This is a genomic window from Streptomyces sp. NPDC005141, from assembly GCF_053599975.1.
This window is the reverse complement of the sequence record NZ_JBSFYW010000039.1, coordinates 42,669-64,758: the sequence shown is the minus strand read 5'-3', so window position 1 is coordinate 64,758 and position 22,090 is coordinate 42,669. Positions and strand designations below refer to the sequence as shown.

Below are 22,090 nucleotides of genomic sequence, written 5' to 3'. Positions count from 1 at the left end.
GCCACCTTTCACGGTTTGCGGGCACGGCGGAGCAGGCCGGGCCCGGCCAGGGGTAGGGGAGGTGCACCAAGCGCCGCCGTACGCCGGAGCGGATTCGGGGCGGTGGTGTTGGGGCGATCATAGGGTGCGCGGGACCCCCGTGCTGCTACAGGGATGTTACGGATTCACCGATGTGCCGGCCGGAGGGCCTGCTTGTCCGGCGCCGGGCACGTGTGTTCTTGTGTTGCCATTCGCTTTCTACGGGGGTGGCGCGTGCGGCCGACAGACGGCGGCGACGGGAACCTGCTGGCCATCAGCGATCTGCACATCGGCTACGCCGAGAACCGGGCGCTGGTCGAGAACATGCGTCCCGAGTCGGACGACGACTGGCTTCTGGTGGCCGGTGACATCGGCGAGGTCGTCGACGACATCAGGTGGACCCTGGAGACGCTCAGCGGCCGCTTCCGCAAGGTGGTCTGGGTGCCCGGCAACCATGAGCTGTGGACCCATCCCAAGGACCCCGTCCAATTGCGCGGTGTCGCCCGCTACGAGCATCTGGTCGCCCTGTGCCGGGAGTTGGGCGTCACGACCCCGGAGGACCCCTACCCCGTCTGGAACGGACCGGGCGGCCCCGCCGTCGTCGCGCCGCTCTTCCTGCTGTACGACTACTCGTTCCTGCCGCAGGGCTGTGCCACCAAGGACGAGGGGCTGGCCTACGCCCACAGGACGGGCGTCGTCTGCACGGACGAGCACCTGCTCCACCCCGACCCCTACCCGACCCGCGAGGCCTGGTGCCGGGCCCGGGTCGCCGAGACCGAACGCAGGCTCGCCGAACTCCCCGACGACCTGCCGACCATCCCGGTCAACCACTATCCGCTGGACCGCCACCCGACGGACATCCTGCGCTACCCCGAGTTCGCCATGTGGTGCGGCACCCGGGCGACCGCCGACTGGCACCGCAGGTTCCGCGTCGAGGCCATGGTCTACGGACATCTGCACATCCCCCGGACCACCTGGCACGACGGTGTCCGGTTCGAAGAGGTGTCGGTGGGCTATCCCCGAGAATGGCGGAAGCGACCGGGGCCGCCCGGGACGCTGCGCCGCATTCTGCCGATGGAGGTCAAAGCCGGTGATGGAGGAGCTGCTTCCGGAGTCGGTCGTCACCGTGGAGAGCCACGGTGACGACGAGGCCGCGATCGCGACCCTGTACCCCGAGGAGCAGGTGATCGTGACGCGCGCCGTGGAGAAGCGGCGCCGCGAGTTCGCCACCGTGCGTGCCTGCGCCCGGCGCGCCATGGAGAAGCTGGGCGTGGCCCCGGGCCCCGTGCTGCCGGGCGAGCGCGGAGCCCCGCAGTGGCCGGCGGGTCTGATCGGCAGCATGACGCACTGCGACGGCTATGCCGCCGCCACGCTCGCCCGTGCCACCGATCTGGCCTCCCTCGGCGTCGACGCCGAACCCCACCTGGCGCTCCCGGAGGACGTCCTGGCCGCCGTCGCCCTGCCCGGCGAGAGGGGCCGCCTGGAACGCCTCGGCGCCCGGACACCCGACGTCCACTGGGACCGGCTCCTGTTCAGCGCCAAGGAGTCGGTCTACAAGGCGTGGTTCCCGCTCACCGGCAAGTGGCTGGACTTCTCCGAGGCGGACATCGACATCTCCGTGGGCCCGACGCCCGCCACCGCCGTCCTCTCGGGAAGCTTCCACGCCCGACTCCTCGTACCGGGGCCGGTGGTGGACGGCATTCCCGTCCAGGCCTTCGACGGACGCTGGACCGTCCAGCGGGGGTTGGTCGCGTCGGCGGTCACGGTCCCGCACACCCGGACCGGCGCCGCGGTCCGGACCTGACACCTGAACAGGGCTCTGGAGCAACGGAGTTGACGGTTGCGTACCCTCGATGCCGTGACGCAGGACATCGACACGCTGCTGGCCGCGTACGACGCGCAGATGCGAGGAGTGCTCCCGGCGCTCCCGGCCGGGGTCGGATGCGAGCAGGACGGACCGCTCCTGCGCGTGGTCGGACACTTCCGCGGATTCGTCATCGCCCCGCGCGACCTCGGGCTGAGCGGTGCCGACCTGGACCGGCTGATCGTCCGGCAGCGCGACTACTTCGCCGGACGGGGTGAGGAGGTCGAGTGGAAGACCCGCGCCCATGACAGGCCGGCGGACCTCACGGACCGCCTCCGGGCCGCCGGATTCGTCCCCGGGAAGCCAGAGACCGTGCTGATCGGACAGGCGGCCGAGGCGGCGAGAGAGCCGGTGGTACCGGCAGGCGTCGTGCTGCGTCGGGTCGCCGAGGACGCCGACATCCGCCGGATCGCGGTGATGGAGTCCAGCGTGTGGGGCATGGACCCGCGCCGGCTCCACGGCTTCCTGAGCGGGCAGATCGCGGCGGCACCGGACGACATCGCCGTCCTGGTCGCCGAGGCCGACAGCCAGGTCGTCTCGGCCGCGTGGCTGGTCCTCAGCCCCGGAACCGTGTTCGCCGGCCTCCGGGGCGGTACGACGGTGCCCGCCTGGCGAGGCCGCGGTATCTACCGGGCACTGATCGCGGCCCGAGCCCGGCTCGCCGTGGCCCGGGGAGTCGAGTACCTGCACGTCGACGCGTCCGAGGACAGCGCCCCGACCCTCCGACGCCTGGGCTTCCGGGCCGCGACCACCGCCACGCCCTACGTCTGGACACCGGGAGAGTCCTGATCCGGACCGCTTCGCGAGAGGGCACGCGTCGGCGACGGCGAACCCGGCGCGGACGGGCGCCACCGCGTGACCAGCGTACGAGGCATTCCGCGGGCTCCGGAATGCCTCCGCGCGCTCTGTCCGGCACTGCTCGCGGAGTGGAACGATCCCGATGCTCGGCACCGGCAGCGGGACACCATTGGCCGCCGTGGAGATGTGTGCGGCAGCGGGTGGATGTTGGCTGGTCCGAGAACGGCGTACACCACTACGAGCGGTAAGGGGCTGGACATGGCGATGGTGATGTCGATGCACTGGGCAGGAGCCACACCGGAGCAGTACGACATAGTGCGGGACGCGGTCGACTGGGAGGAGGTCCCGGCGGCCGGTGGCCAGGTGCACGTGGCCTGGTTCGACGCCGACGGCCTGCATGTGACCGACGTCTGGGAATCCCAGCAGGCGTTCGAGGCCTTCTTCGCCGAACGGCTCGCCCCCGCGGTCCAGAAGGCGGGCATCGCCGGCACGCCCGAGACGAGCTTCAGTCCGCTCCACCGGCGGTTCATCGCCCCCGACGTCAGCGGCGCCGCGTAGGGGCCCGGCACGCCGCTACGGCCCGGCGGCCACCAGGCGTGCGGCTGCGCGCCCGACCCCGCCCACCCGGACGACGAAGCCCCCCGGTGGCTCGGTCCCGGGGGCTTCGCTGTCCCCGCCCGCCCGGCAGACGGTGTCCGCGATCACGGAGGCGTCCCGGTCGTCGGCCTCGGCCGCACGGCGGTGGGACCCCGCCGTCCGCGTCTCACGCCCAGCCCGGCTCCGGGCACCACGAGTGCAGTAGTTCGAAGAACGCCTCCTCGTTGCCCGCGAGGCCGGCCGCCGCCAGGGCCCGCTCCGCCTCGGCGAGCACGGTGGGCGGCACCATGGGTGGCCGGGATCCGTCCGGCGGGCCGTCGAAAGCCGCTCGTACCGTCTGGAGGAGGCGGAGATAGGCCTGCACGGCGGCGCGTTCGTGTTCGGTCAGTACGGCGGTCGGCATCGGACGGCTCTCCCCGGTTGGCTTGTCGTGACACTGGTCCTGACCCCAGCTTGCCGTCCACCACTGACAATCCGGTTTCGGTGCGTGGAGGTTCGCCCGCTTAGCGGAGGCGAAACATCACGGAAATCCCTTGTGGGACAGGGGCCCTACGCTGGTGATGAATGCCGGGGCCGCCTACCGGACGGCCCCGGAGCCGTCGTTCCGGCGGCTCGGGAGCCGCCTTCGCGGCGGCCTGGGAACGGGAGGTCTGCCCGTGGTCGACTTACAGTCCCGCCAACCGCGGCGCACCCCGCGGCTGCGTTCCGTCGGTGACGGGGAACTGCGGCTGCACCACCGCGTCGTGCACGGCTACCGGCGTGCCTACCGGATGGCCGGTGAGGGCCCGGCGCTCGTCCTGATCCACGGCATCGGAGACTCCTCCGCGACCTGGGCGGAGCTGATCCCCGACCTCGCCCGCACCCACACGGTGATCGCGCCCGACCTGCTCGGCCACGGCGCCTCGGACAAACCGCGCGCCGACTATTCGGTGGCCGCCTACGCCAACGGCGTGCGCGATCTGCTGTCCACGCTCGACATCGAGTCCGCGACGCTGGTGGGGCATTCGCTGGGCGGGGGAGTGGCGATGCAGTTCGCGTACCAGTTCCCCGAGCGCACCGAGCGGCTGATCCTGGTCAGCGCGGGCGGTGTCGGGGGCGAGGTCAACCCCGTCCTGCGCGCCGTGTCGCTGCCGGGCGCCCATCTGATGCTGTCCGCGCTGCGACTGCCCGGGATGCGCCTCCACATGGGCCTCTTCCTCCGTCTGATACGCCTGCTCGACACCGATCTGGCGCAGGACGCGCCGGAGTTGGTGAACCTCGTGGACGCGCTGCCCGACGCGACCTCCCGCAGCGCGTTCATCCGGACCCTGCGGGCCGTGGTCGACTGGCGCGGCCAGGCGGTCACCATGCTCGACCGCTGCTATCTCACCGAGGGCATGCCCACCATGCTGCTCTGGGGCGACCGGGACAGCGTGGTTCCGGTGCGGCACGCCCACGGGGCGCACGAGGCGATGCCAGGCAGCCGCCTGGAGATCTTCGAGGGGGCCGGCCACTTCCCCTTCCACAGCGATCCGGCGCGCTTCCTCGCCCTGGTCGAGGAGTTCACGACCACCACCAGCGCGGCCGACTGGAGCCGTGAGCGCTGGCGGGGGCTGCTGCGCACGGGACGCCCGGGTACGGCGGCGGGGCAACCGGACACCGTCCAGAACCGCGCGGTGGAGCGGGACCTGCGCGAGGCGAGCGAGCGCAGCGCGACCTGAGGCGGTCCCGAGTGCGCACGGGACGCCCGGGTACGGCGGCGGGGCAACCGGACACCGTCCAGAACCGCGTGGTGGAGCGGGACCTGCGCGAGGCGAGCGAGCGCAGCGCGACCTGAGGCGGTCCCGAGGGCGGGCGGTCACTGCGGCCCGGCGTGCCGCCCGCGCCGGGCGGCAGGCACCCGGCGTCACCGTCACCCCGTCGGCGGGACCGGCAGGCCTTCGGACGCGGCGGTGTGCCCGGAGCGGTCGTCCCGTTCGTTCGGGGGAGCCGCTCGCCGACCTGGTCGCCGGGTCATCCCGTTCGTTCGCGGGAGCCGCTCGCCGACCTGGTCGCCGTCCGGCCCCGGGCCGCCGCGACGACGGGCGACCGGCGCAGCGCGATGGACATGCGCACGAGGTCCCGTGGGCCGTCGGTGTGCGCGAACGACGATCCGGCCTCCGGCGGCGCGGCTGCCCCCTCCGCCGAGCTGATGACCCGGCCCTCCGGATCGGCGGCCCTGGCCCGCACCGCGACCGTCACCATCGCCGCGTCCGCCTCGGCGTGCGCCTCGGCGGGGGAGGAGCCCGCCGCGACCGCGGCGCCATAGGCGCGGGAGCGCACCGCGGGGTCGAAGTAGGGGTAGAGGCTCAGCATGCCGTCGTGGATGTCGGACTCCCGCTGGGTGACCTGGAGTTCGGCGGGCGACCACCAGGAGATCCGCACCGCGCGGTCCTCCGGCACGGAGACCGGTCTCAGTTCGCGCCACAGCGGCCCGAGTCTGCGATAGGTCGACCAGGTGTTCCAGCTGTCGCCGACGCGCTGCCAGGCGAGCGGGAGACAGAAGCCGACGGCGGTGATCTGGGCCCCCGCCGACGCCAGTACGGGCGCCGTGTTGGTGCTCAGGCCGTCGAGGTTCGCGCCGTTCCAACGGGCCACCACGGCGGTAAACTTGGCCGCCGAGTAGGGGATGTTGCACAGAGAACCGAACGCGATGATCACCAGCCCGGCACGCAGCCGGCCGCGCACCTGGGCGGCCCAGCGCCAGCACATGACGTTCATCGCGACACCCGCGGCGGTGAGCGAGACGAGGTAGAGCACGATCATCTCGCGGATGAAGGGGGTGTTGGCGTAGTAGGTGTCGAGGTCCCGCAGCCTTTCGACGGAGGCGTCCCCGAGGGCGAACAGCACGATCAGGGCCACGCCGACCACGGTGTAACCGAGGATCCAGCGGCGTGAGAGCCTTCGGGTCACCTCGGGCGGTGCGCCGCGCCAGTTGATGATCAGCACCAGGCATGAGGCGCTGTAGGCACTCAGCAGGCAGTAGACCAGGGGGGCCGAGACGTTGGGTATCCCGGTGATGTCGTTGACCGCGGCGATGGTCGGCGGGGCGGCGAAGAGGAACACCAGGCCGGCCAGGGCGAGCAGTACACCCACGGAGCGCAGCAGCGGGTCGCGCCAGCCACGCAGGAGCGCGGGTCCCTTGAAGGTGATGGCGGCGCCCATGGCGACCGCGGGGAAGTAGTAGCTGGATCCGTCCATGGTTCCGGGACCGTCAGCCCCGTGGCCCGCGGCAGCCCAGGGACGCTTCGATGCGCCCGGCCAGACCGTGCTGCTGCACCGGACCGCGCAGCGACGAACCCGCCAGCCAGGTACGGCACTTGCTGGCGAGCAGAAGACCGAAGCTCTCGGCCTCCTTCTCGTCCGCGAGGTCGAAGCGGGTGCGCGCGGCCACTCTCAGGACGGTGGCCTCGAGGTCCGCGGTGTCGCTGAGTAAGCGCGCCGCGACGGCCGCGCCCCCGACGTGATGGCTGCAGTGCCCGGCCTTCATGTGCCACAGCTCATGGCCGAGGATGACCAACTGGTGGTCAGGTGCGGTGCGTTCCTCGATGACGACGAGGTCCTGCTCGGCCATGTCGAGCCACAGGCCGCTGGCGGTGCCGGGCGGGAACACGGCCGTACGGAACTGGACGGGGCGGCCGCGGCGTCTGCTCATCGCGCAACACAGCGCCGTGTAGAGGTCGGCGGGTGCCGCCGGCGCCGGGAGCGAGAGCTCCGAGACCAACTCGCCGCACAGGCGGCGCATTTCCCTTCCGATGCCCACTGATCTCCCCCGGCTCACGACTTTGGCCGCTTGACGCTCTCCAGGAGCATGTCCAGCCACTCCGCGACCTTGTCCCGGTGCTGGTCGGTGGGCAACTGCGCGGCCCGCCAGGCGATTCCGCGGACCCCGTGGTCGAGGAGCAGCCGCTCCAGGGGATCGTCGGCGACGGTGGCCGCCGCGCGTTCGCGGTCGGCGAGCCGTTGCAGGAGTTCCTGTTCCGAGCGCTGCAGGGCGCCCACGAGCGCTTCGGAGTCCTCGGCCGTGAGGAAACCGGCGTGCACCCGGAAGAAGCGCTGGATGGCGTCGCAGTGCTCCATGGTGGGGCGCCGGTCGCCGTTGATGAGGGCGCCCGCCTGCTGGCGCGACATGCCGGCGCCGTCCGCGATCTCCTGCTGGGTGTAGCGGCGCCCGTTGGGCTTGAGCCGGGTGCGGCGCAACAGGTCCAGGCGCTGCAGGAACCGTGCCTGCAGATCGGGCTCCCCGGCGCGGCGGCCGCTGAGCAGGGCTTTCACCACGGGTTCGGGGACGCCGGACTCGGCCGACAGCCGCTGGGTGTCGAAGACTTCGGCGTGCAGCACGCCGAGCCGGTCGGCGAGTGCGGTGACCCGGGCCACGACGGCCTGCAGCAGAACCGTCGCCGTGGCGCCCGGAACCTCGAAGCCATCCGTCACCGACAGATCTCCTACGTCTCTCTCAGGTGGCTCTCACGAAGGTCGGGAACCATGTGGACACGAAGGTCAGAAAACCATCCCGGTACCAAGACCGGGGACCATCCGGAGCGTAGCCCCTCGCTCGAACTCACATCCAGGTCTCGCCACAACTGTGGCGAGATTCAGCCGTCAACGGGCGCCAAATGCCACGATAGTTGACACGCCTGTGTCCGGGGTATCAGGATCGGGGCGCCGCGTGAAGGCCGCAGAGGCAAGAGGGGTGACCTCCCGATGGCGTACCAGGCAGGAAGGCAGCGGTCCCAGCCGCGACCTGTCCCCGAGAGTCTCGAAGCTCAGGCGTACCTCCAGGACTACGCCACGCTGCTTGAGGCCGTTCCCTTCCCCTCCGTCGTCTTCGACCACCGCTGGGACGTCGTTCTGTCCAACGCCGCATTCGAGACACTTTTCGACGGCGTCGGTACCCATCCGACCGCCATGCCGGGCGACAACTTCCTTCGGTTCGTCCTGTTCCATCCGGACGCGGGGTCGATCCTCGGCGAGCACGAGTCGAGCTGGTGCCTGCCGATGCTCGCGCACTTCGCCGCGGCGGTGGAGCGGCACGGCCAGGACCGCGGACTCCAGTCGATCCGCCGGGACATCGCCCAGGACCCGATCATGGATGCCGCCTATCGGCACGGTCTGCCGCACTGGATCCGCGCGGTCGGTCCGCGCGCCGTCGAGCACGACGGAGCCGTCCGCCCGCTGGTGCATCCCGACCCGCGCTGGGGCAGCACGGACTGTCGGATCGTGGAGGACACACCCAAGACCCTTCAGGACATGGGCTACACGCGGATGACCCTGGTGCTGCGCGAGGCCGTACGGCCGGTCGCGGGCCCACCGCGCAAGGCCCGCAAGACACGCAACGGCGCGGCGGAGCTGCGGGCGGTGTGACCCGCCCGAGGGGTCGCGGGACTCAGCCGGCCGGCGTCACGAGGACGAGTGGCACGCCGTCGCACGGGACGAGCCGCATTCCCTCGAAGCGAGTGCTCCGGGCCGTCGACAGCACGGCCGCGAAGTCCGGTCCCCTGGTGAGGGATCCGGCCAGATGGCCCGGGTCGGCGGACGCGGCCACCCGACCTCTCGCGTTCACCAAGTAGGCCGCTCCGGGCAGCCGTTGGAGGAGCGGGACGACCGCGCCCTCGAAGTGCCGCAGATACACGTCGGCCGCGGCGACCCCCACGAACCGGCCCTCCAGATGGACGGGCGCGGACAGCGTCAGGCTGTACTCGTCGGAGCAGAGGTAGTCGACGTAGGGCCCGGCGACCGCGCGCCGCCCGGTGTCGCGGGGGAGTGCGAACCAGTCCCAGTGCGTGTAGTCGGAGTACGCGGAGTGCGCCGGATCGAGGTCGAGCAGCAACGGTCGTACGCCGCCGTCGGAGCTCTGCTGCCACCACTCCAGCCACGCCGGTACGTCACCGAGCAGGCCCGGTGCGGCCACGAAGCCGGCGCCCGACACCAACTCCTGCCGGGTGAGCCGCAGATGCAGCCCCGGACGCAGTGCCGCCAGATCCGCCGTCGCGGGGCGGCGGCCCTGCGCGGCGACGCGGGTGAGGAGAGCGGTCGTGTCGGCCCGGGTCTCGGCGACCGCTTCGAAGACGGCCTCGAGCGTGGAGCGGACCTGCGTGGCGACGGCCGCCTCGGCGGTGGCGTCAAGCGTCGCCGTCGCGCCGACCGGGCCTGGGCTCCTGCTCATGGGTGCCCTCCAGCGGACGGGGACCGGACGCGGCACGCGGCATCGCGAGGCGGAGGTTGATGAGCCGCGCCGTCGAGTCCTGTACGCACCGCTCGGCCAGCGCTCTGGCCGAATCGTGGGCCCCATCTTGCACGGCGGAGATTACGGAGCGGTGACGGTCTGCGACTTCTTCACGATATTCGTCGTCCCCGAGCACCAGGCACATCAGCGCCCCCACCTCCGTCTGGAGCACGACCTGTTCACGGGTCAGCCGGGCGGACTGCGCGGCCGCGGCGAGCTCGACATGGAAGCGGCCGTAGACGCGGCTGCGGGCGGCGGCGTCCTCGGCGGCGGCCAGATCGTCCAGCGTGCGGCGGAGCGCCTTGAGGTCGTCCGATTCCGTCCGCTGCGCCGCGAGCCGGGCGGCGGCTCCGGACACGGCTGCCCAGTGGTCGCCCAAGTCGCGCAGTTCCTCGGTGCTCCAGCCGGCCAGCCGGGCCTTCAGCCGCTCCTCGCCCGGCACTTCGGGCAGTGACACGAAGCTGCCGCCCCCGCGCCCCCGGCGCGTGGTGACCAGACCCTGCTGCCGCAGGGCCATCAGGGCCTCGCGCAGGGTGACCGTGGACACGCCGAGCTGTCCGGCCAGCTCCATCTCGCCGGGCAGCTGCTCGCCGTCGGCGAGCAGCCCGAGCTCGATGGCGTCGCTGAGCCGGTGTACGACCGTCTCGACGCGCGCGCGGTTGTCCACGGGAGTGAAGACGGCTCTGCGGACGCCGTCGCCCCTGTGTTGCTTCACGGTCACCACCTTGTGCGTTGACTCAACCTTTACTCTAAAGGGGTCTTGAGATTTGAACTATGGCTTCATATCTTTCCGGTCAGTGTTGCAACGCACACCTGCACCAGAAAGGTTCCCCGCCCATGGAGGCAAAGGCGATCCGGCTCCAGGGCCTGCGAAAAGCGTTCGGTGACACGACCGCCGTGGCCGGAGTCGATCTGGAGATAGCCGACGGCGAGTTCTTCTCGATGCTCGGCCCGTCCGGCTCGGGCAAGACGACCGTCCTGCGGATGATCGCCGGATTCGAGAGCCCGACCGCGGGCCGGATCGAGCTGGCCGGCCAGGAGGTCACCGGTCTCGCCCCCTTCGAACGGGACGTGCACACGGTCTTCCAGGACTACGCCCTCTTCCCGCACATGACCGTCGAACAGAACGTCGCCTACGGACTCAGGGTCCGCAGGGTGCGGAAGGCCGAGCGGCTGGTCAGGGCCCGCAAGGCGCTCGCCGACGTACGGCTCGAAGGGTTCGGCCGGCGCCGTCCGGGCCAGCTCTCGGGAGGCCAGCGCCAGCGTGTCGCCCTCGCCAGGGCCCTCGTCGGCCGCCCCCGCGTCCTGCTGCTCGACGAGCCGCTCGGCGCCCTCGACCTCAAGCTGCGCGAGCAGATGCAGGTCGAACTCAAGGCGATCCAGCGCGAGGTCGGCATCACCTTCGTGTTCGTCACCCACGACCAGGAGGAGGCCCTGACGATGAGCGACCGCATCGCCGTCTTCCACCAGGGCCGCATCGAACAGGTCGGCACCCCGGCCGAGATCTACGAACGCCCGGCCACCCCGTTCGTCGCGGGCTTCGTCGGCACGTCCAACCTGCTCGAGGGCCAGTCGGCGCAACAGGTCGTCGGCACCCCGGGCACCTACAGCATCCGGCCCGAGAAGATCCGGGTCCTCAAGGAGTCCGCCGAGGCGGACGAGCCGGAGCACTCCACCGCCACCGGCACCGTCGCCGAGGTCGTCTATCTGGGCGACTCCACCCGCTTCCTGGTGGATCTCGACGCGGGCGGCCGTCTCACCGCGCTCCAGCAGAACCTGGAGACCTCCTCCGAGGACGTCGCCGCCCTCCGCGGCACCCGGGTCCGGCTCCAGTGGCACCGCCGCCACTCCTTCCAGGTCCCCGACCCCCGCTGACTCCCCCGCTCAGTCCCCCGTCACGTATGGAGTACGCCGTGCGCCTCACCCCAACCCTCAAGGCCGCCACCGCCGTCGCGGTGCTCCTCGCGGCCACCGCCTGCGGATCGTCCGACACCGGTTCCTCCTCGTCCACCGGCCTCAACCCGCCCGACCTCAAGGCGCAGTCGAAACTCGGCAAGACCGAGGGCCAGGTGAACCTGATCGCCTGGGCCGGCTATGTCGAGGACGGTTCCAACGATCCCAAGGTGGACTGGGTCGGCGACTTCGAGAAGCAGACCGGCTGCCAGGTCAACTCCAAGGTCGCCGCCAGCTCCGACGAGATGGTCAAGCTGATGAAGACCGGCCAGTACGACGCGGTTTCCGCCTCCGGAGACGCCTCCCTCCGGCTCATAGCCTCGGGCGACGCGGCCCCGGTCAACACCGCCCTCGTACCGAACTACAAGAACGTCTTCAGCGGCCTGAAGAAGGGCGCCTGGAACTCCGTCGACGGCCAGATGTACGGCATCCCGCACGGCCGCGGCGCCAACCTCCTGATGTACAACACCCAGAAGGTCACCCCCGCCCCCACGTCCTGGTCGGCGGTCTTCGACGACGCCTCGGCGAACAAGGGCCACGTCACCGCGTACGACTCGCCGATCTACATCGCCGACGCGGCGCTGTATCTGAAGGCGACCAAGCCCGAGTTGAAGATCAAGGACCCCTACGCGCTCGACCAGAAGCAGTTCGACGCGGCCGTCGCGCTGCTGAAGAAGCAGAGCGCGAACGTGGGGGAGTACTGGAGCGACTACCTCAAGGAGATCTCCGCGTTCAAGAGCGGGGACTCCGTGGTCGGTACCACCTGGCAGGTCATCGCCAACCTCACGGCCGACGAGGGCGCCGAGGTGAAGGCCTTCGTGCCCAAGGAGGGTTCCACCGGCTGGTCCGACACCTGGATGGTCTCCGCCAGGGCCAAGCATCCCAACTGCGCCTACAAGTGGCTGGACTGGATCATCTCGCCGAAGGTGAACGCCCAGGTCGCCGAGTACTTCGGTGAGGCGCCGGCCAACGCCGAGGCGTGCGAGGAGACCAGCGACAAGACCTTCTGCGACACCTACCACGCCACCGACGAGAGCTACTGGAAGAACATCGCGTTCTGGAACACGCCCATCGAGCAGTGCCTCGACGGCCGCACCGACGTCAAGTGCGTCCCGTACGCGAAGTGGGTCCAGGCCTGGACCGAGATCAAGGGCTGAACAAGCGATGACCTCCACCCCGCAGGCCGCCGGACGCTCCCCCGTCCGGCGGCTCGCCGGGACCCTGCACCGGCACTCCCGGCTGCGGCTGTCCCTGCTCCTGACCGCACCGCTGCTCTGGCTCGCGGTCCTCTATCTCGGCTCCCTGGCCGTGCTGTTCGTCTCGGCGTTCTGGACGACGGACTCCTTCACCTCCGAGGTCGTGAAGGTCTGGTCGACCGACAACTTCCACCAGCTGATCACCACGCCCGTGTACCGGCAGGTCATCCTGCGCAGCATCGGCGTCGCCCTCGCGGTCACCGTCCTGTGCGCGGTGATCGCCTTCCCGGTCGCCTTCTACACGGCGCGTATCGCCCGGCCCGCACGGCGTCCGCTGCTCGTCGTCGCCATCCTCACGCCGCTGTGGGCGAGTTACCTCGTCAAGGTGTACGCCTGGCGGCTGATCCTCTCCCAAGGCGGCCTCGCCGACTGGATGCTGAAGCCCTTCGGGCTCAGCGGCCCCGGATACGGACAGGCCGCGGCGATCATCGCGCTGACCTATCTCTGGCTGCCGTACATGATCCTGCCGATCCACACCGCGCTGGAGCAGCTTCCGGCCAACCTGCTCGACGCGTCGGCGGACCTGGGAGCCGGGGCGGGCCGCACCTTCCGATCGGTCGTGCTGCCGATGGTCCTGCCGTCCGTGGCCGCCGGCTCGGTCTTCACCTTCTCGCTCAGCCTCGGCGACTACATCACCGTGCAGATCGTCGGCGGCAAGACCCAGCTCATCGGCAACGTCGTCTACTCCAACATCGAACTGAACCTGCCCATGGCCGCCGCACTCGGCACGGTCCCCGTCGTGGTCATCGTGGTGTACCTCCTCGCGATGCGCCGCACGGGCGCCCTGAGCAGTCTCTGAGGAGCCCGCTGTGCAACTCTCCCGTTCCGCGCGCATCGCGCTGCGCGTCGCCGCCGGGCTCGGCTTCGCGATCATCTACGTGCCGCTCGCGCTCGTCCTGGTCAACTCCTTCAACCCGGACCGCAGCGCGAGCTGGCCGCCGACCGGGCTCACCTTCCACTGGTGGTCGGTCGCCTGGGCCAACGAGGGCGCCCGCGCGGCGCTGTGGGTCTCGGTCAAGGCGGGCCTCGGGGCCACGGCCATCGCGCTGGTCCTCGGCACGCTGATCGCCTTCGCGGTCGCCCGCCACCGCTTCTTCGGCCGCGACGCCATCTCCTTCGTGGTCGTCCTGCCGATCGCGCTGCCCGGCATCGTCACGGGTATCGCGCTCAACTCGGCGTTCAGCACGGTGCTCGAACCGCTCGGCGTCGGACTCGGCATGTTCACCGTGATCGTCGGCCACGCCACCTTCTGCATCGTCGTCGTCTTCAACAACGTCGTCGCCCGGTTGCGCCGTACGTCCGGCACCTACGAGGAAGCCGCGATGGACCTGGGCGCGGACACCTTCCGCGCCTTCGCCGACGTCACCTTCCCACTGGTGCGATCGGCGCTGCTGGCCGGCGGACTGCTCGCCTTCGCGCTGTCCTTCGACGAGATCGTCGTGACGACGTTCACGGCCGGGCCCGGCATCGAGACCCTGCCGATCTGGATCTTCAACAACATGACCCGACCCCGTCAGGCACCGGTCGTGAACGTCGTGGCCGCCGTGCTCGTCCTGCTCTCGGTGATTCCGATCTACGCGGCCCAGCGGCTGTCCGCCGATACGGCGGCCGAGAGCAGGATCTGAGCCTCCGGGGCCGCTCGCCTTCGCACCCGCGTGTGCGGGGCCAACGCCGCTGTGTCGGACCCGAGTCGGGGAGGGTGCGGCCGGAATCGGCGCGACGCGACCACGGGCGCGGCCGAATTGATCCAGTAGGTGTCTCAGGCGTTTGCGTGTTTACCCGGCTGAGCCGCCCGCCCCCGCCCCCGCCCCGCCCCGGCTCCGGTCTTCGGGCGGGCCGGGCGGCGGGCGGAAGGAGGGCTATCCGGCGAACTCCCGCATCCACGACTCCACTTCATCGGCCGAGCGGGGGAGCGCGCCCGAGAGGTTCTCGTAGCCGTCCGCCGTGACCAGGAGGTCGTCCTCGATCCGGACGCCGATGCCTCGCCACTCCTCGGGCACGGTCAGGTCGTCCGGCTGGAAGTAGAGGCCCGGCTCCACGGTGAGGACCATGCCCGGCTCCAGGACGCCGCCGACATAGTCCTCGTTGCGGGCCCGGGCGCAGTCGTGGACATCGAGCCCGAGCATGTGCCCGGTGCCCGCCATGGTGAAGCGGCGCTGGAGACCGAGTTCGAAGGCGCGCTCCACCGGGCCCTCGATGAAGCCCCAGGCCACCAGGCGCTCGGTCATCGACCACTGGGCGGCGTCATGGAAGTCGCGGTACAGGGCACCCGGCTTCACCGCCGCCATGCCCGCCTCCTGCGCCTCGTACACGGCGTCGTAGACCTGGCGCTGGAGCGGAGTGAACGTGCCGCTGATCGGGAGGGTGCGGGTCACGTCGGCGGTGTAGAGCGTGCGGGTCTCCACGCCCGCGTCGAGCAGCAGCAGCTCGCCGGGGCGGACCGGTCCGTCGTTGTCCACCCAGTGCATGATCGTGGCGTGCTCGCCGGCCGCGCAGATCGAGCCGTAGCCGACGTCGTTCCCCTCGACGCGGGCGCGGCGGAAGAAGGTGCCCTCGATCCATCGCTCCGAGGTGGCGACCGCCTGCGACAACTCCCGTACGACATCGGTGAATCCGCGCACGGTGGAGTCCACCGCCCGGCGCAGCTCGCCGATCTCCCAGGCGTCCTTGACCAGCCGCAGTCCGGAGAGCGCCTCCTCCAGCTCGGCGTCCCGCTCCTCGTCCGTGACGAGCGCGGCCTCGATCGCGGGCGCGTGGCCGCGGACGACGCGGGTCGGGACACCCGTGTCCGCCAGGTCCTCGGAGATCGTGCGGATGTCACGGCAGGGGAGTCCGAGCACCTGTTCCGACTCGGCGAGGGAGCGGCGGCGGCCCATCCACAGTTCGGCCGTCATGCCCGTCCAGAACTCGTCGCTGTCCCGGCTGTCGCGGGGGAGCTGATAGCAGTGCGCTTCGTGACCGCCCTCGGTGCGCGGCTCCAACACGAGCGCGCCGTCACGGGTCTGATCGCCTGTCAGATGGACGTAGCCGGAGTACGGGCGGAACGGGTAGTGGGAGTCGTTCGACCGGGTCTTGAGCTCTCCGGACGGGATGACCAGCCGCTCGCCCGGGAAGAGGCCGGAGAGCGCGGCGCGGCGGCGGGCCGCGTGCGCCGCCTGCTCGTCCGGCCGCAGATCGTGCCGCTCGGTGTCGGCCCAGCCCGTGCGCATCAGGGCGGACAGCTCGTCGGAGATTCCTCGGTAGAGACCGTTCTTTCGGCCCTTGGCCACGTCAGGCACCTTCTCGTGTAGGTCGTGTCGCGCAGGTCGTGTCGTCCGGGGCGCACCCGACGGGACGTCCGGGTGGAGCGTCCGCGCGCGGGGCGTCGACCGTTCCGTGCGAGAGAAGCATGTGACATAGTACTGATGTGAGCAAGCCATTTACCTGCGATGTCGTGGTCGTCGGAGCCGGAATGGTGGGCGCTGCCTGCGCCCTGTACGCGGCTCGCGCGGGCCTCGATGTCGCCGTGGTGGACCGCGGCCCGGTGGCCGGCGGCACGACCGGCGCGGGGGAGGGGAATCTGCTCGTCTCCGACAAGGAACCCGGGCCCGAGCTCGACCTCGCGCTGCTCTCCGGGCGCCTGTGGGCCGACCTCGCCCAGGAACGGGCGGAGGCGATCGAGTACGAGGCCAAGGGCGGCGTCGTCGTGGCCTCCACGCCCGAGGGGCTGGCCGCGCTGGAGACCTTCGCCGCGACCCAGCGGGCGGCCGGTGTGCTGGCCGAACCGGTCACGGCCGACCGACTCCACGATCTGGAACCGTACTTGGCGCCCGGACTCGCGGGCGCCGTGCGCTATCCGCAGGACACCCAGGTGATGCCCGCCCTGGCCGCCGCGCATCTTCTACGGGCTTCGGGGGCGCGGCTGCTGACCGGGCGCACCGTGACCGAGGTGCTGCGCGCACGGGACGGCTCGGTCCGCGGCGTACGCACCGACCGGGGCGATCTGCACGCGCCGGCCGTCGTCAACGCGGCCGGGACATGGGGCGCGGCGGTGGCCTCCCTCGCCGGTGTCACCCTTCCCGTCCTGCCCCGCCGAGGCTTCGTCCTCGTCACCGAACCCCTGCCGCGCCGGGTGCGCCACAAGGTGTACGCCGCGGACTACGTCGCCGACGTCGCCAGTGACTCCGCCGCACTCCAGACGTCGCCGGTGGTGGAGGGGACCGCGGCCGGCCCGATCCTGATCGGCGCGAGCCGGGAACGGGTCGGCTTCGACCGGTCGTTCTCGCTGCCCGCCGTGCGCGAACTGGCCGCGGGGGCCACGCGGCTCTTTCCCTTCCTGTCGGAGGTACGCGCCCTGCGGACCTACCTCGGCTTCCGGCCCTACCTGCCCGACCATCTGCCCGCGATCGGCCCCGACCCCCGGGCACCCGGTCTCTTCCACGCCTGCGGGCACGAAGGCGCGGGCATCGGACTGTCGACCGGCACCGGACAGCTCATCGCGCAGGTCCTGGCCGGCAAGACACCCGGGCTCGACCTCGCGCCGTTCCGGCCCGACCGTTTCCCCGAGGAGGCCGCGTGAACCCTCTGGACCTCGTACGGGCCGAACCCGGCCCCGCGTTCACCGTCACCCTCGACGGCCGGGACATCGAGGCGCTGCCCGGCCGGACCGTCGCCGCCGCCCTGTGGGCCGCGGGCGTCACCTCCTGGCGCACCACCCGTGACGCGGGCCGGCCCCGTGGCGTCTTCTGCGGCATCGGCGTCTGCTTCGACTGCCTCGTCACCGTCAACGACCGCCCCAATCAGCGGGCCTGTCTGGTTCCGCTGGCACCGGGCGACACGATCCGCACGCAGGAAGGCACGGGCCACGATGACTGACGGACGCCACCACCTCGCGGTGATCGGCGCGGGCCCGGCCGGTCTCGCCGCCTCCCTCGCCGCGGCGGCACGCGGCGTCCGCGTGACGCTGATCGACTCGGCCGCGGCGGCGGGCGGGCAGTTCTACCGCCGGCCCGCGAGCGGTCTCGGCGCCCGGCGGCCCCGCGCGCTGCACCACCAGTGGCGCACCTGGGAGCGACTGGAACAGGGGCTCGCGGCCCACCTGGAAGCGGGCACGGTCACGCACTTGACGGACCATCATGTGTGGCTGGTCGAACGGGCCGGGGCGACGAACACCGGTGCCGGTGCCGGTGCTGATGGTGGTAGCGGTGGCGGTGATCGTGCTGATGGCGGCGGAGGGATCGGTGCCGGCGCCGGGGGCGGGCCCGGGGCCGCCGGTCACGACACCTTCGCCGGGCACGGGCGCACCACCACCACCGCCGCACGGCCCGCATTCACCGTCCACGCCCTCCTCCAGGAGCGCTCCGTCACCGTGCGCGCCGACGCCGTGCTCCTCGCCACAGGTGGGTACGAGAAGGTGCTGCCCTTCCCCGGCTGGACCCTGCCCGGTGTCGTGACCGCGGGAGGCGCCCAGGCCATGCTCAAGGGCGGCCTCGTCGTGCCGGGGCGGACCGCCGTCGTCGCGGGCACCGGACCGCTGCTGCTGCCCGTGGCGACCGCACTGGCGGCCGCCGGCGTGGAGGTCGCCGCGCTCGTGGAGTCCGCCGGCCCGAGAGCGTTCGTCCGCAGGGCCGGGGCGCTGGCGGCTCATCCCGGCAAGCTCGCCGAGGGGGCCCGGTACGCGTTCCAACTCCTGCGTCACCGTGTGCCGTTCGTCCCGTCGCACACCGTCGTCGAGGCCCATGGCGAGGCGCGGCTCGAAGCCGTCACCGTCGCCGCGCTCGGCCCCGACGGGCGGGTCAGGACCGGAACCGGGCGCCGCATCCCCTGCGACACGCTCGCCGTGGGGCACGGGATGATCCCGCACACCGATCTCGCCGAAGCCCTCGGCTGCCGTATCGACGGGCTGGGAGTCGATGTGGACGAGGAGCAGCGCACCGACGTGCCCGGCGTCTGGGCCGCGGGCGAGACCACCGGCATCGGCGGCTCCGCCCTCTCCCTGGCCGAGGGGCACATCGCGGGCCGGTCGATCGCCGCCCGGCTCTCCGGCACCGGACCCGACCCGCGCGCGGCGGCGCGAGCCGTCAGGTCCCGTACGAGAATGCGGACGTTCTTCGCCGCGCTCGACACCGTGTACACACCGCCCGCGCACTGGACGGACCAGGTCACCGACGACACCGTCGTGTGCCGCTGCGAGGAGGTCACCGGCGGTCGTGTCCGCGAGGCCGTCACCGACCTCGGCGCGGGCGACCTGCGGACGGTCAAGCTGCTCACCCGGGCCGGGATGGGGTGGTGCCAGGGCCGGATGTGCGAGCCCGCGGTCGCCGGGCTCGTCGGCTGCGAACAGACGCCCGCACGACGGCTGTTGGCGCGCCCGGTACCGCTCGGTGTGCTCGCCCGTGCCGGTACTGACGGCGACGACGGAACCCCGGGCGCGGGCTCGCCCCCCGCCCGGGAGTGACCCCCCACGACGACCCCGTTGCGACTCGACCTCGCTCCTGGCTTCGACCGCGACCGCGACCGCGACCGCGACCTCGACCTCGCCCGTGACCCCGCCGCTGTGAAATGTCACACCCTATTGAGAGGAATGAGCACCTCATGACCGTCACCCCCGACAGCCGCCCCTGGCGCGGAGTCCTCGTCGCCACCGCGCTCCCGCTGAACGACGACCTCTCCGTGAACTACGACCGGTACGCCGAGCACTGCGCCTGGCTCGTCGAGAACGGCTGCGACGGCGTCGTACCGAACGGCTCGCTCGGTGAGTACCAGGTGCTCACGCCCGAAGAGCGCGCCAAGGTCGTCGAGACCGCCGTCGCCGCGATCGGCGGGTCCCGGGTGATGCCCGGCGTCGCCGCGTACGGCTCCGCCGAGGCCCGCCGCTGGGCCGAGCAGGCGAGGGACGCGGGCTGCGGTGCCGTGATGCTGCTGCCGCCCAACGCCTACCGCGCGGACGAGCGCTCCGTGCTCGGGCACTACGAAGAGGTCGCCCGGGCGGGCGTCCCGGTCGTCGCGTACAACAACCCGATCGACACCAAGGTCGACCTGGTGCCCGAACTCCTCGCCGAGCTGCACGCGGCCGGTTCCATCCAGGGGGTCAAGGAGTTCTCCGGCGACGTGCGCCGCGCCTACCGCATCGCCGAACTCGCCCCGGAGCTCGACCTGTTGATCGGCGCGGACGACGTCCTGCTCGAACTCGCCGTCGCCGGCGCCAAGGGCTGGGTGGCCGGCTACCCGAACGCTCTGCCCCGCGCGAGCGTCGAGCTCTTCCGCGCGGCCGTCGCCGGTGACCTCGACACGGCGGGCAAGCTCTACCGTCAGCTGCACCCACTGCTGCGCTGGGACTCCCGGGTCGAGTTCGTCCAGGCCATCAAACTGTCCATGGACATGGTCGGCCGCCACGGCGGTCCGGTCCGGCCGCCGCGCGTTCCGCTGCTGCCCGAGCAGGAGGCCGCCGTGCGACTCGCCACGGAGCAGGCCGTCGCCGCCGGTCTCGCCTGAGCCGTACGGGTCCGCCGGTCCCCCGCCGACACCACCCAGGAGTGCCATGCGCAGCAAACTCGTCCTGCACGCCGTCGACTCGCACACCGAGGGCATGCCCACCCGGGTGATCACCGGCGGGATCGGCACGATCCCGGGCGCGACCATGAACGAGCGGCGGCTGTACTTCCGTCAGCACCGCGACGACATCAAACAGCTCCTGATGAACGAGCCGCGCGGCCACGCGGCGATGAGCGGCGCGATCCTCCAGCCGCCCACCCGTCCGGACTGCGACTACGGCGTGATCTACATCGAGGTGTCGGGCTATCTGCCGATGTGCGGGCACGGCACGATCGGGGTGGCGACCGTGCTGGTGGAGACCGGCATGGTCGAGGTCGTCGAGCCCGTCACCACGATCCGGCTGGACACCCCGGCGGGCCTCGTCGTCGCGGAGGTCGCCGTCGAGGACGGCGCGGCCAAGGCGGTCACGCTCAAGAACGTGCCGTCCTTCGCCGTCGGCCTCGACCGCTCGGCCACGCTCGCCGACGGGCGCACGGTGACGTACGACCTCGCCTACGGCGGAAACTTCTACGCGATCCTGCCGCTGGAACAGTTCGGCCTGCCCTTCGACCGTTCCCGCAAGGACGAGATCCTCGCGGCGGGACTGGCGCTGATGGACGCGGTCAACGCCGAGGGCGAGCCCGTGCACCCCGAGGACCCGTCCATCCGCGGCTGCCACCATGTCCACCTGTACGCGCCCGGGGCGACGGCCCGCTTCTCGCGGCACGCGATGGCGATCCATCCCGGGTGGTTCGACCGTTCGCCCTGCGGTACGGGCACCAGCGCGCGCATGGCCCAGCTGCACGCCCGTGGCGAACTCCCGTTGCACACCGAGTTCGTGAACGAGTCCTTCATCGGGACACGGTTCACCGGCCGGCTGCTCGGCACCACCGAGGTCGCCGGAATGCCCGCCGTGCTGCCGAGCTTCACGGGGCGCGCGTGGCTCACGGGGACAGCCCAGTACCTGCTCGACCCCACGGACCCGTTCCCGGCCGGATTCGTCCTGTGAGCGGCCCCGCTCCGGGACGTAGATACTGGTAGCCCGAGTAACACGTGATATGGCACATGGCCGGTGCGGCGAGAAGGCGCACCGGCCCGTACGAGGAGACCCCGATGGCCGCCCAGCGCAGCAGCGCACCCTCAGCCGCTCCCGACCTGCCCACCCTGGGCGGCAAGAAGAGCAGCTATCGCGAGCGCGTGGCCGACGCGCTGCGCGCCGCGCTGATCGCGGGCGAACTGCGGGCCGGCGAGGTCTACTCGGCGCCCACGCTCGCGGCCCGCTTCGGCGTCTCCGCGACGCCCGTCCGCGAGGCCATGCTCGACCTGGCCAAGGAGGGTCTGGTCGACACGGTGCCCAACAAGGGGTTCCGGGTCACGGCGGTCTCCGAGAAGCAGCTCGACGAGTACACCCACATCCGCTCGCTCATCGAGATCCCCACCGTCGTCCGGCTGGCCACCACGGCGGACCCCGTCTCGCTGGAGGCGCTGCGTCCGGCCGCCCGGGAGATCGTGACCGCGGCGGCGGCCGGTGACCTCATCGCCTACGTGGGGGCGGACATCCGCTTCCACCTCGGCCTGCTCGCCCTCGCGGGCAACTCCCATCTCGTCGAGGTCGTCGGCGACCTGCGCAAGCGCTCGCGTCTGTACGGGCTCAACGCCCTCGTCGAGGCCGGCCGTCTGGAGGCCTCGGCGGAGGAGCACCTGGAACTCCTCGACGCCCTGCTCGACCGCGACGAGCGCGCCGTACGCGCGGTGATGACACGCCACCTGGGCCATGTCCGCGGTCTGTGGGCGGCACCCTGACAGGGGCCGCTGACGCGAGCGTGAAGTGGACGAACTTTTACGCAA

General features: G+C 71.6%; 23 protein-coding genes. 16 read left to right on the top strand and 7 right to left on the bottom strand.

Going from position 1 to position 22,090, the window contains the following annotated elements; genetic code table 11:
- Positions 1-252: 252 nt before the first annotated feature.
- The 4 genes from ACWD68_RS27130 (at position 253) to ACWD68_RS27115 (ending at position 3,238) form a co-directional block, all read left to right on the top strand.
- Positions 253-1,161 (top strand): metallophosphoesterase family protein, encoded by a 909-nt coding sequence (locus tag ACWD68_RS27130; RefSeq protein WP_451809071.1) that lies wholly within the window; start codon positions 253-255, stop codon positions 1,159-1,161.
- Entirely contained in the window at positions 1,109-1,822 is a 714-nt protein-coding gene (locus ACWD68_RS27125) for a 4'-phosphopantetheinyl transferase family protein (protein ID WP_451809070.1), read from the top strand. Before ACWD68_RS27130 ends, ACWD68_RS27125 begins: the two co-directional genes overlap by 53 nt.
- 99 nt (positions 1,823-1,921) lie before the next feature.
- Positions 1,922-2,671, top strand: a complete 750-nt coding sequence (locus tag ACWD68_RS27120) for a GNAT family N-acetyltransferase (RefSeq protein ID WP_451809090.1) — start codon at positions 1,922-1,924, stop codon at positions 2,669-2,671.
- Positions 2,672-2,938: 267 nt separating this feature from the next.
- Entirely contained in the window at positions 2,939-3,238 is a 300-nt protein-coding gene (locus ACWD68_RS27115; protein ID WP_451809069.1) for a hypothetical protein, read from the top strand.
- A 205-nt stretch (positions 3,239-3,443) separates the two neighbouring features.
- On the opposite strand, the gene ACWD68_RS27110 is transcribed toward ACWD68_RS27115, so the two are convergent.
- Positions 3,444-3,680, bottom strand: a complete 237-nt coding sequence (locus ACWD68_RS27110; protein WP_451809068.1) for a hypothetical protein — start codon at positions 3,678-3,680, stop codon at positions 3,444-3,446.
- Positions 3,681-3,975: 295 nt separating this feature from the next.
- Here ACWD68_RS27110 and ACWD68_RS27105 point away from each other — a divergent pair, with 295 nt between their 5' ends.
- Positions 3,976-4,977 carry an alpha/beta fold hydrolase gene (locus ACWD68_RS27105; protein ID WP_451809089.1) on the top strand — a complete coding sequence of 334 codons (1,002 nt, stop codon included), beginning with the start codon at positions 3,976-3,978 and terminating at the stop codon, positions 4,975-4,977.
- Between the two features lie 292 nt (positions 4,978-5,269).
- On the opposite strand, the gene ACWD68_RS27100 is transcribed toward ACWD68_RS27105, so the two are convergent.
- Genes ACWD68_RS27100 through ACWD68_RS27090 form a run of 3 tightly spaced genes read right to left on the bottom strand, consistent with a single transcriptional unit; the run spans position 5,270 to position 7,729 of the window.
- Complete coding sequence (locus tag ACWD68_RS27100) at positions 5,270-6,496, bottom strand: MAB_1171c family putative transporter (protein WP_451809067.1); 1,227 nt, start codon at positions 6,494-6,496, stop codon at positions 5,270-5,272.
- A 13-nt stretch (positions 6,497-6,509) separates the two neighbouring features.
- On the bottom strand, positions 6,510-7,040 hold the full coding sequence (locus ACWD68_RS27095; protein WP_451809088.1) for a toxin-antitoxin system, toxin component: 531 nt from the start codon (positions 7,038-7,040) through the stop codon (positions 6,510-6,512).
- A 32-nt stretch (positions 7,041-7,072) separates the two neighbouring features.
- Positions 7,073-7,729, bottom strand: coding sequence for a helix-turn-helix domain-containing protein (locus tag ACWD68_RS27090; RefSeq protein ID WP_451809066.1), 657 nt, complete (start codon positions 7,727-7,729; stop codon positions 7,073-7,075).
- A 270-nt stretch (positions 7,730-7,999) separates the two neighbouring features.
- On the opposite strand from ACWD68_RS27090, the gene ACWD68_RS27085 reads away from it, so the two are divergent.
- The gene (locus ACWD68_RS27085) at positions 8,000-8,659 is read left to right on the top strand and encodes an MmyB family transcriptional regulator (protein ID WP_451809065.1); all 660 of its coding nucleotides are present in this window, start codon (positions 8,000-8,002) and stop codon (positions 8,657-8,659) included.
- Positions 8,660-8,681: 22 nt separating this feature from the next.
- On the opposite strand, the gene ACWD68_RS27080 is transcribed toward ACWD68_RS27085, so the two are convergent.
- A complete protein-coding gene (locus ACWD68_RS27080) occupies positions 8,682-9,461 on the bottom strand; it encodes a cache domain-containing protein (RefSeq protein WP_451809064.1) in 780 nt (259 codons plus the stop codon).
- Entirely contained in the window at positions 9,418-10,236 is an 819-nt protein-coding gene (locus tag ACWD68_RS27075; RefSeq protein ID WP_451809063.1) for a FadR/GntR family transcriptional regulator, read from the bottom strand. The genes ACWD68_RS27080 and ACWD68_RS27075 overlap by 44 nt, the downstream gene beginning before the upstream one ends.
- A 122-nt stretch (positions 10,237-10,358) precedes the next feature.
- Here ACWD68_RS27075 and ACWD68_RS27070 point away from each other — a divergent pair, with 122 nt between their 5' ends.
- The 4 genes from ACWD68_RS27070 to ACWD68_RS27055 are packed head-to-tail and all read left to right on the top strand — an operon-like array spanning position 10,359 to position 14,355.
- Entirely contained in the window at positions 10,359-11,396 is a 1,038-nt protein-coding gene (locus ACWD68_RS27070) for an ABC transporter ATP-binding protein (RefSeq protein ID WP_451809062.1), read from the top strand.
- Between the two features lie 26 nt (positions 11,397-11,422).
- The gene (locus ACWD68_RS27065; protein ID WP_451809061.1) at positions 11,423-12,631 is read left to right on the top strand and encodes an ABC transporter substrate-binding protein; all 1,209 of its coding nucleotides are present in this window, start codon (positions 11,423-11,425) and stop codon (positions 12,629-12,631) included.
- A 7-nt stretch (positions 12,632-12,638) separates the two neighbouring features.
- Complete coding sequence (locus ACWD68_RS27060) at positions 12,639-13,529, top strand: ABC transporter permease (protein ID WP_451809060.1); 891 nt, start codon at positions 12,639-12,641, stop codon at positions 13,527-13,529.
- A 10-nt stretch (positions 13,530-13,539) separates the two neighbouring features.
- Positions 13,540-14,355, top strand: coding sequence for an ABC transporter permease (locus tag ACWD68_RS27055; protein ID WP_451809059.1), 816 nt, complete (start codon positions 13,540-13,542; stop codon positions 14,353-14,355).
- 234 nt (positions 14,356-14,589) lie between these two features.
- On the opposite strand, the gene ACWD68_RS27050 is transcribed toward ACWD68_RS27055, so the two are convergent.
- Positions 14,590-15,999 (bottom strand): aminopeptidase P family protein, encoded by a 1,410-nt coding sequence (locus ACWD68_RS27050; RefSeq protein ID WP_451809058.1) that lies wholly within the window; start codon positions 15,997-15,999, stop codon positions 14,590-14,592.
- A 137-nt stretch (positions 16,000-16,136) separates the two neighbouring features.
- On the opposite strand from ACWD68_RS27050, the gene ACWD68_RS27045 reads away from it, so the two are divergent.
- The 6 genes from ACWD68_RS27045 (at position 16,137) to ACWD68_RS27020 (ending at position 22,045) form a co-directional block, all read left to right on the top strand.
- A complete protein-coding gene (locus ACWD68_RS27045; protein WP_451809057.1) occupies positions 16,137-17,288 on the top strand; it encodes an NAD(P)/FAD-dependent oxidoreductase in 1,152 nt (383 codons plus the stop codon).
- Entirely contained in the window at positions 17,285-17,584 is a 300-nt protein-coding gene (locus ACWD68_RS27040) for a (2Fe-2S)-binding protein (RefSeq protein ID WP_385700107.1), read from the top strand. Before ACWD68_RS27045 ends, ACWD68_RS27040 begins: the two co-directional genes overlap by 4 nt.
- Positions 17,577-19,166 (top strand): FAD/NAD(P)-dependent oxidoreductase, encoded by a 1,590-nt coding sequence (locus ACWD68_RS27035; protein ID WP_451809056.1) that lies wholly within the window; start codon positions 17,577-17,579, stop codon positions 19,164-19,166. Before ACWD68_RS27040 ends, ACWD68_RS27035 begins: the two co-directional genes overlap by 8 nt.
- Positions 19,167-19,303: 137 nt before the next feature.
- Positions 19,304-20,203, top strand: a complete 900-nt coding sequence (locus ACWD68_RS27030; protein WP_451809055.1) for a dihydrodipicolinate synthase family protein — start codon at positions 19,304-19,306, stop codon at positions 20,201-20,203.
- A 46-nt stretch (positions 20,204-20,249) separates the two neighbouring features.
- A complete protein-coding gene (locus ACWD68_RS27025) occupies positions 20,250-21,251 on the top strand; it encodes a proline racemase family protein (protein ID WP_451809054.1) in 1,002 nt (333 codons plus the stop codon).
- Positions 21,252-21,355: 104 nt separating this feature from the next.
- A complete protein-coding gene (locus tag ACWD68_RS27020) occupies positions 21,356-22,045 on the top strand; it encodes a GntR family transcriptional regulator (protein ID WP_451809053.1) in 690 nt (229 codons plus the stop codon).
- The last annotated feature ends 45 nt before the right edge of the window (positions 22,046-22,090 follow it).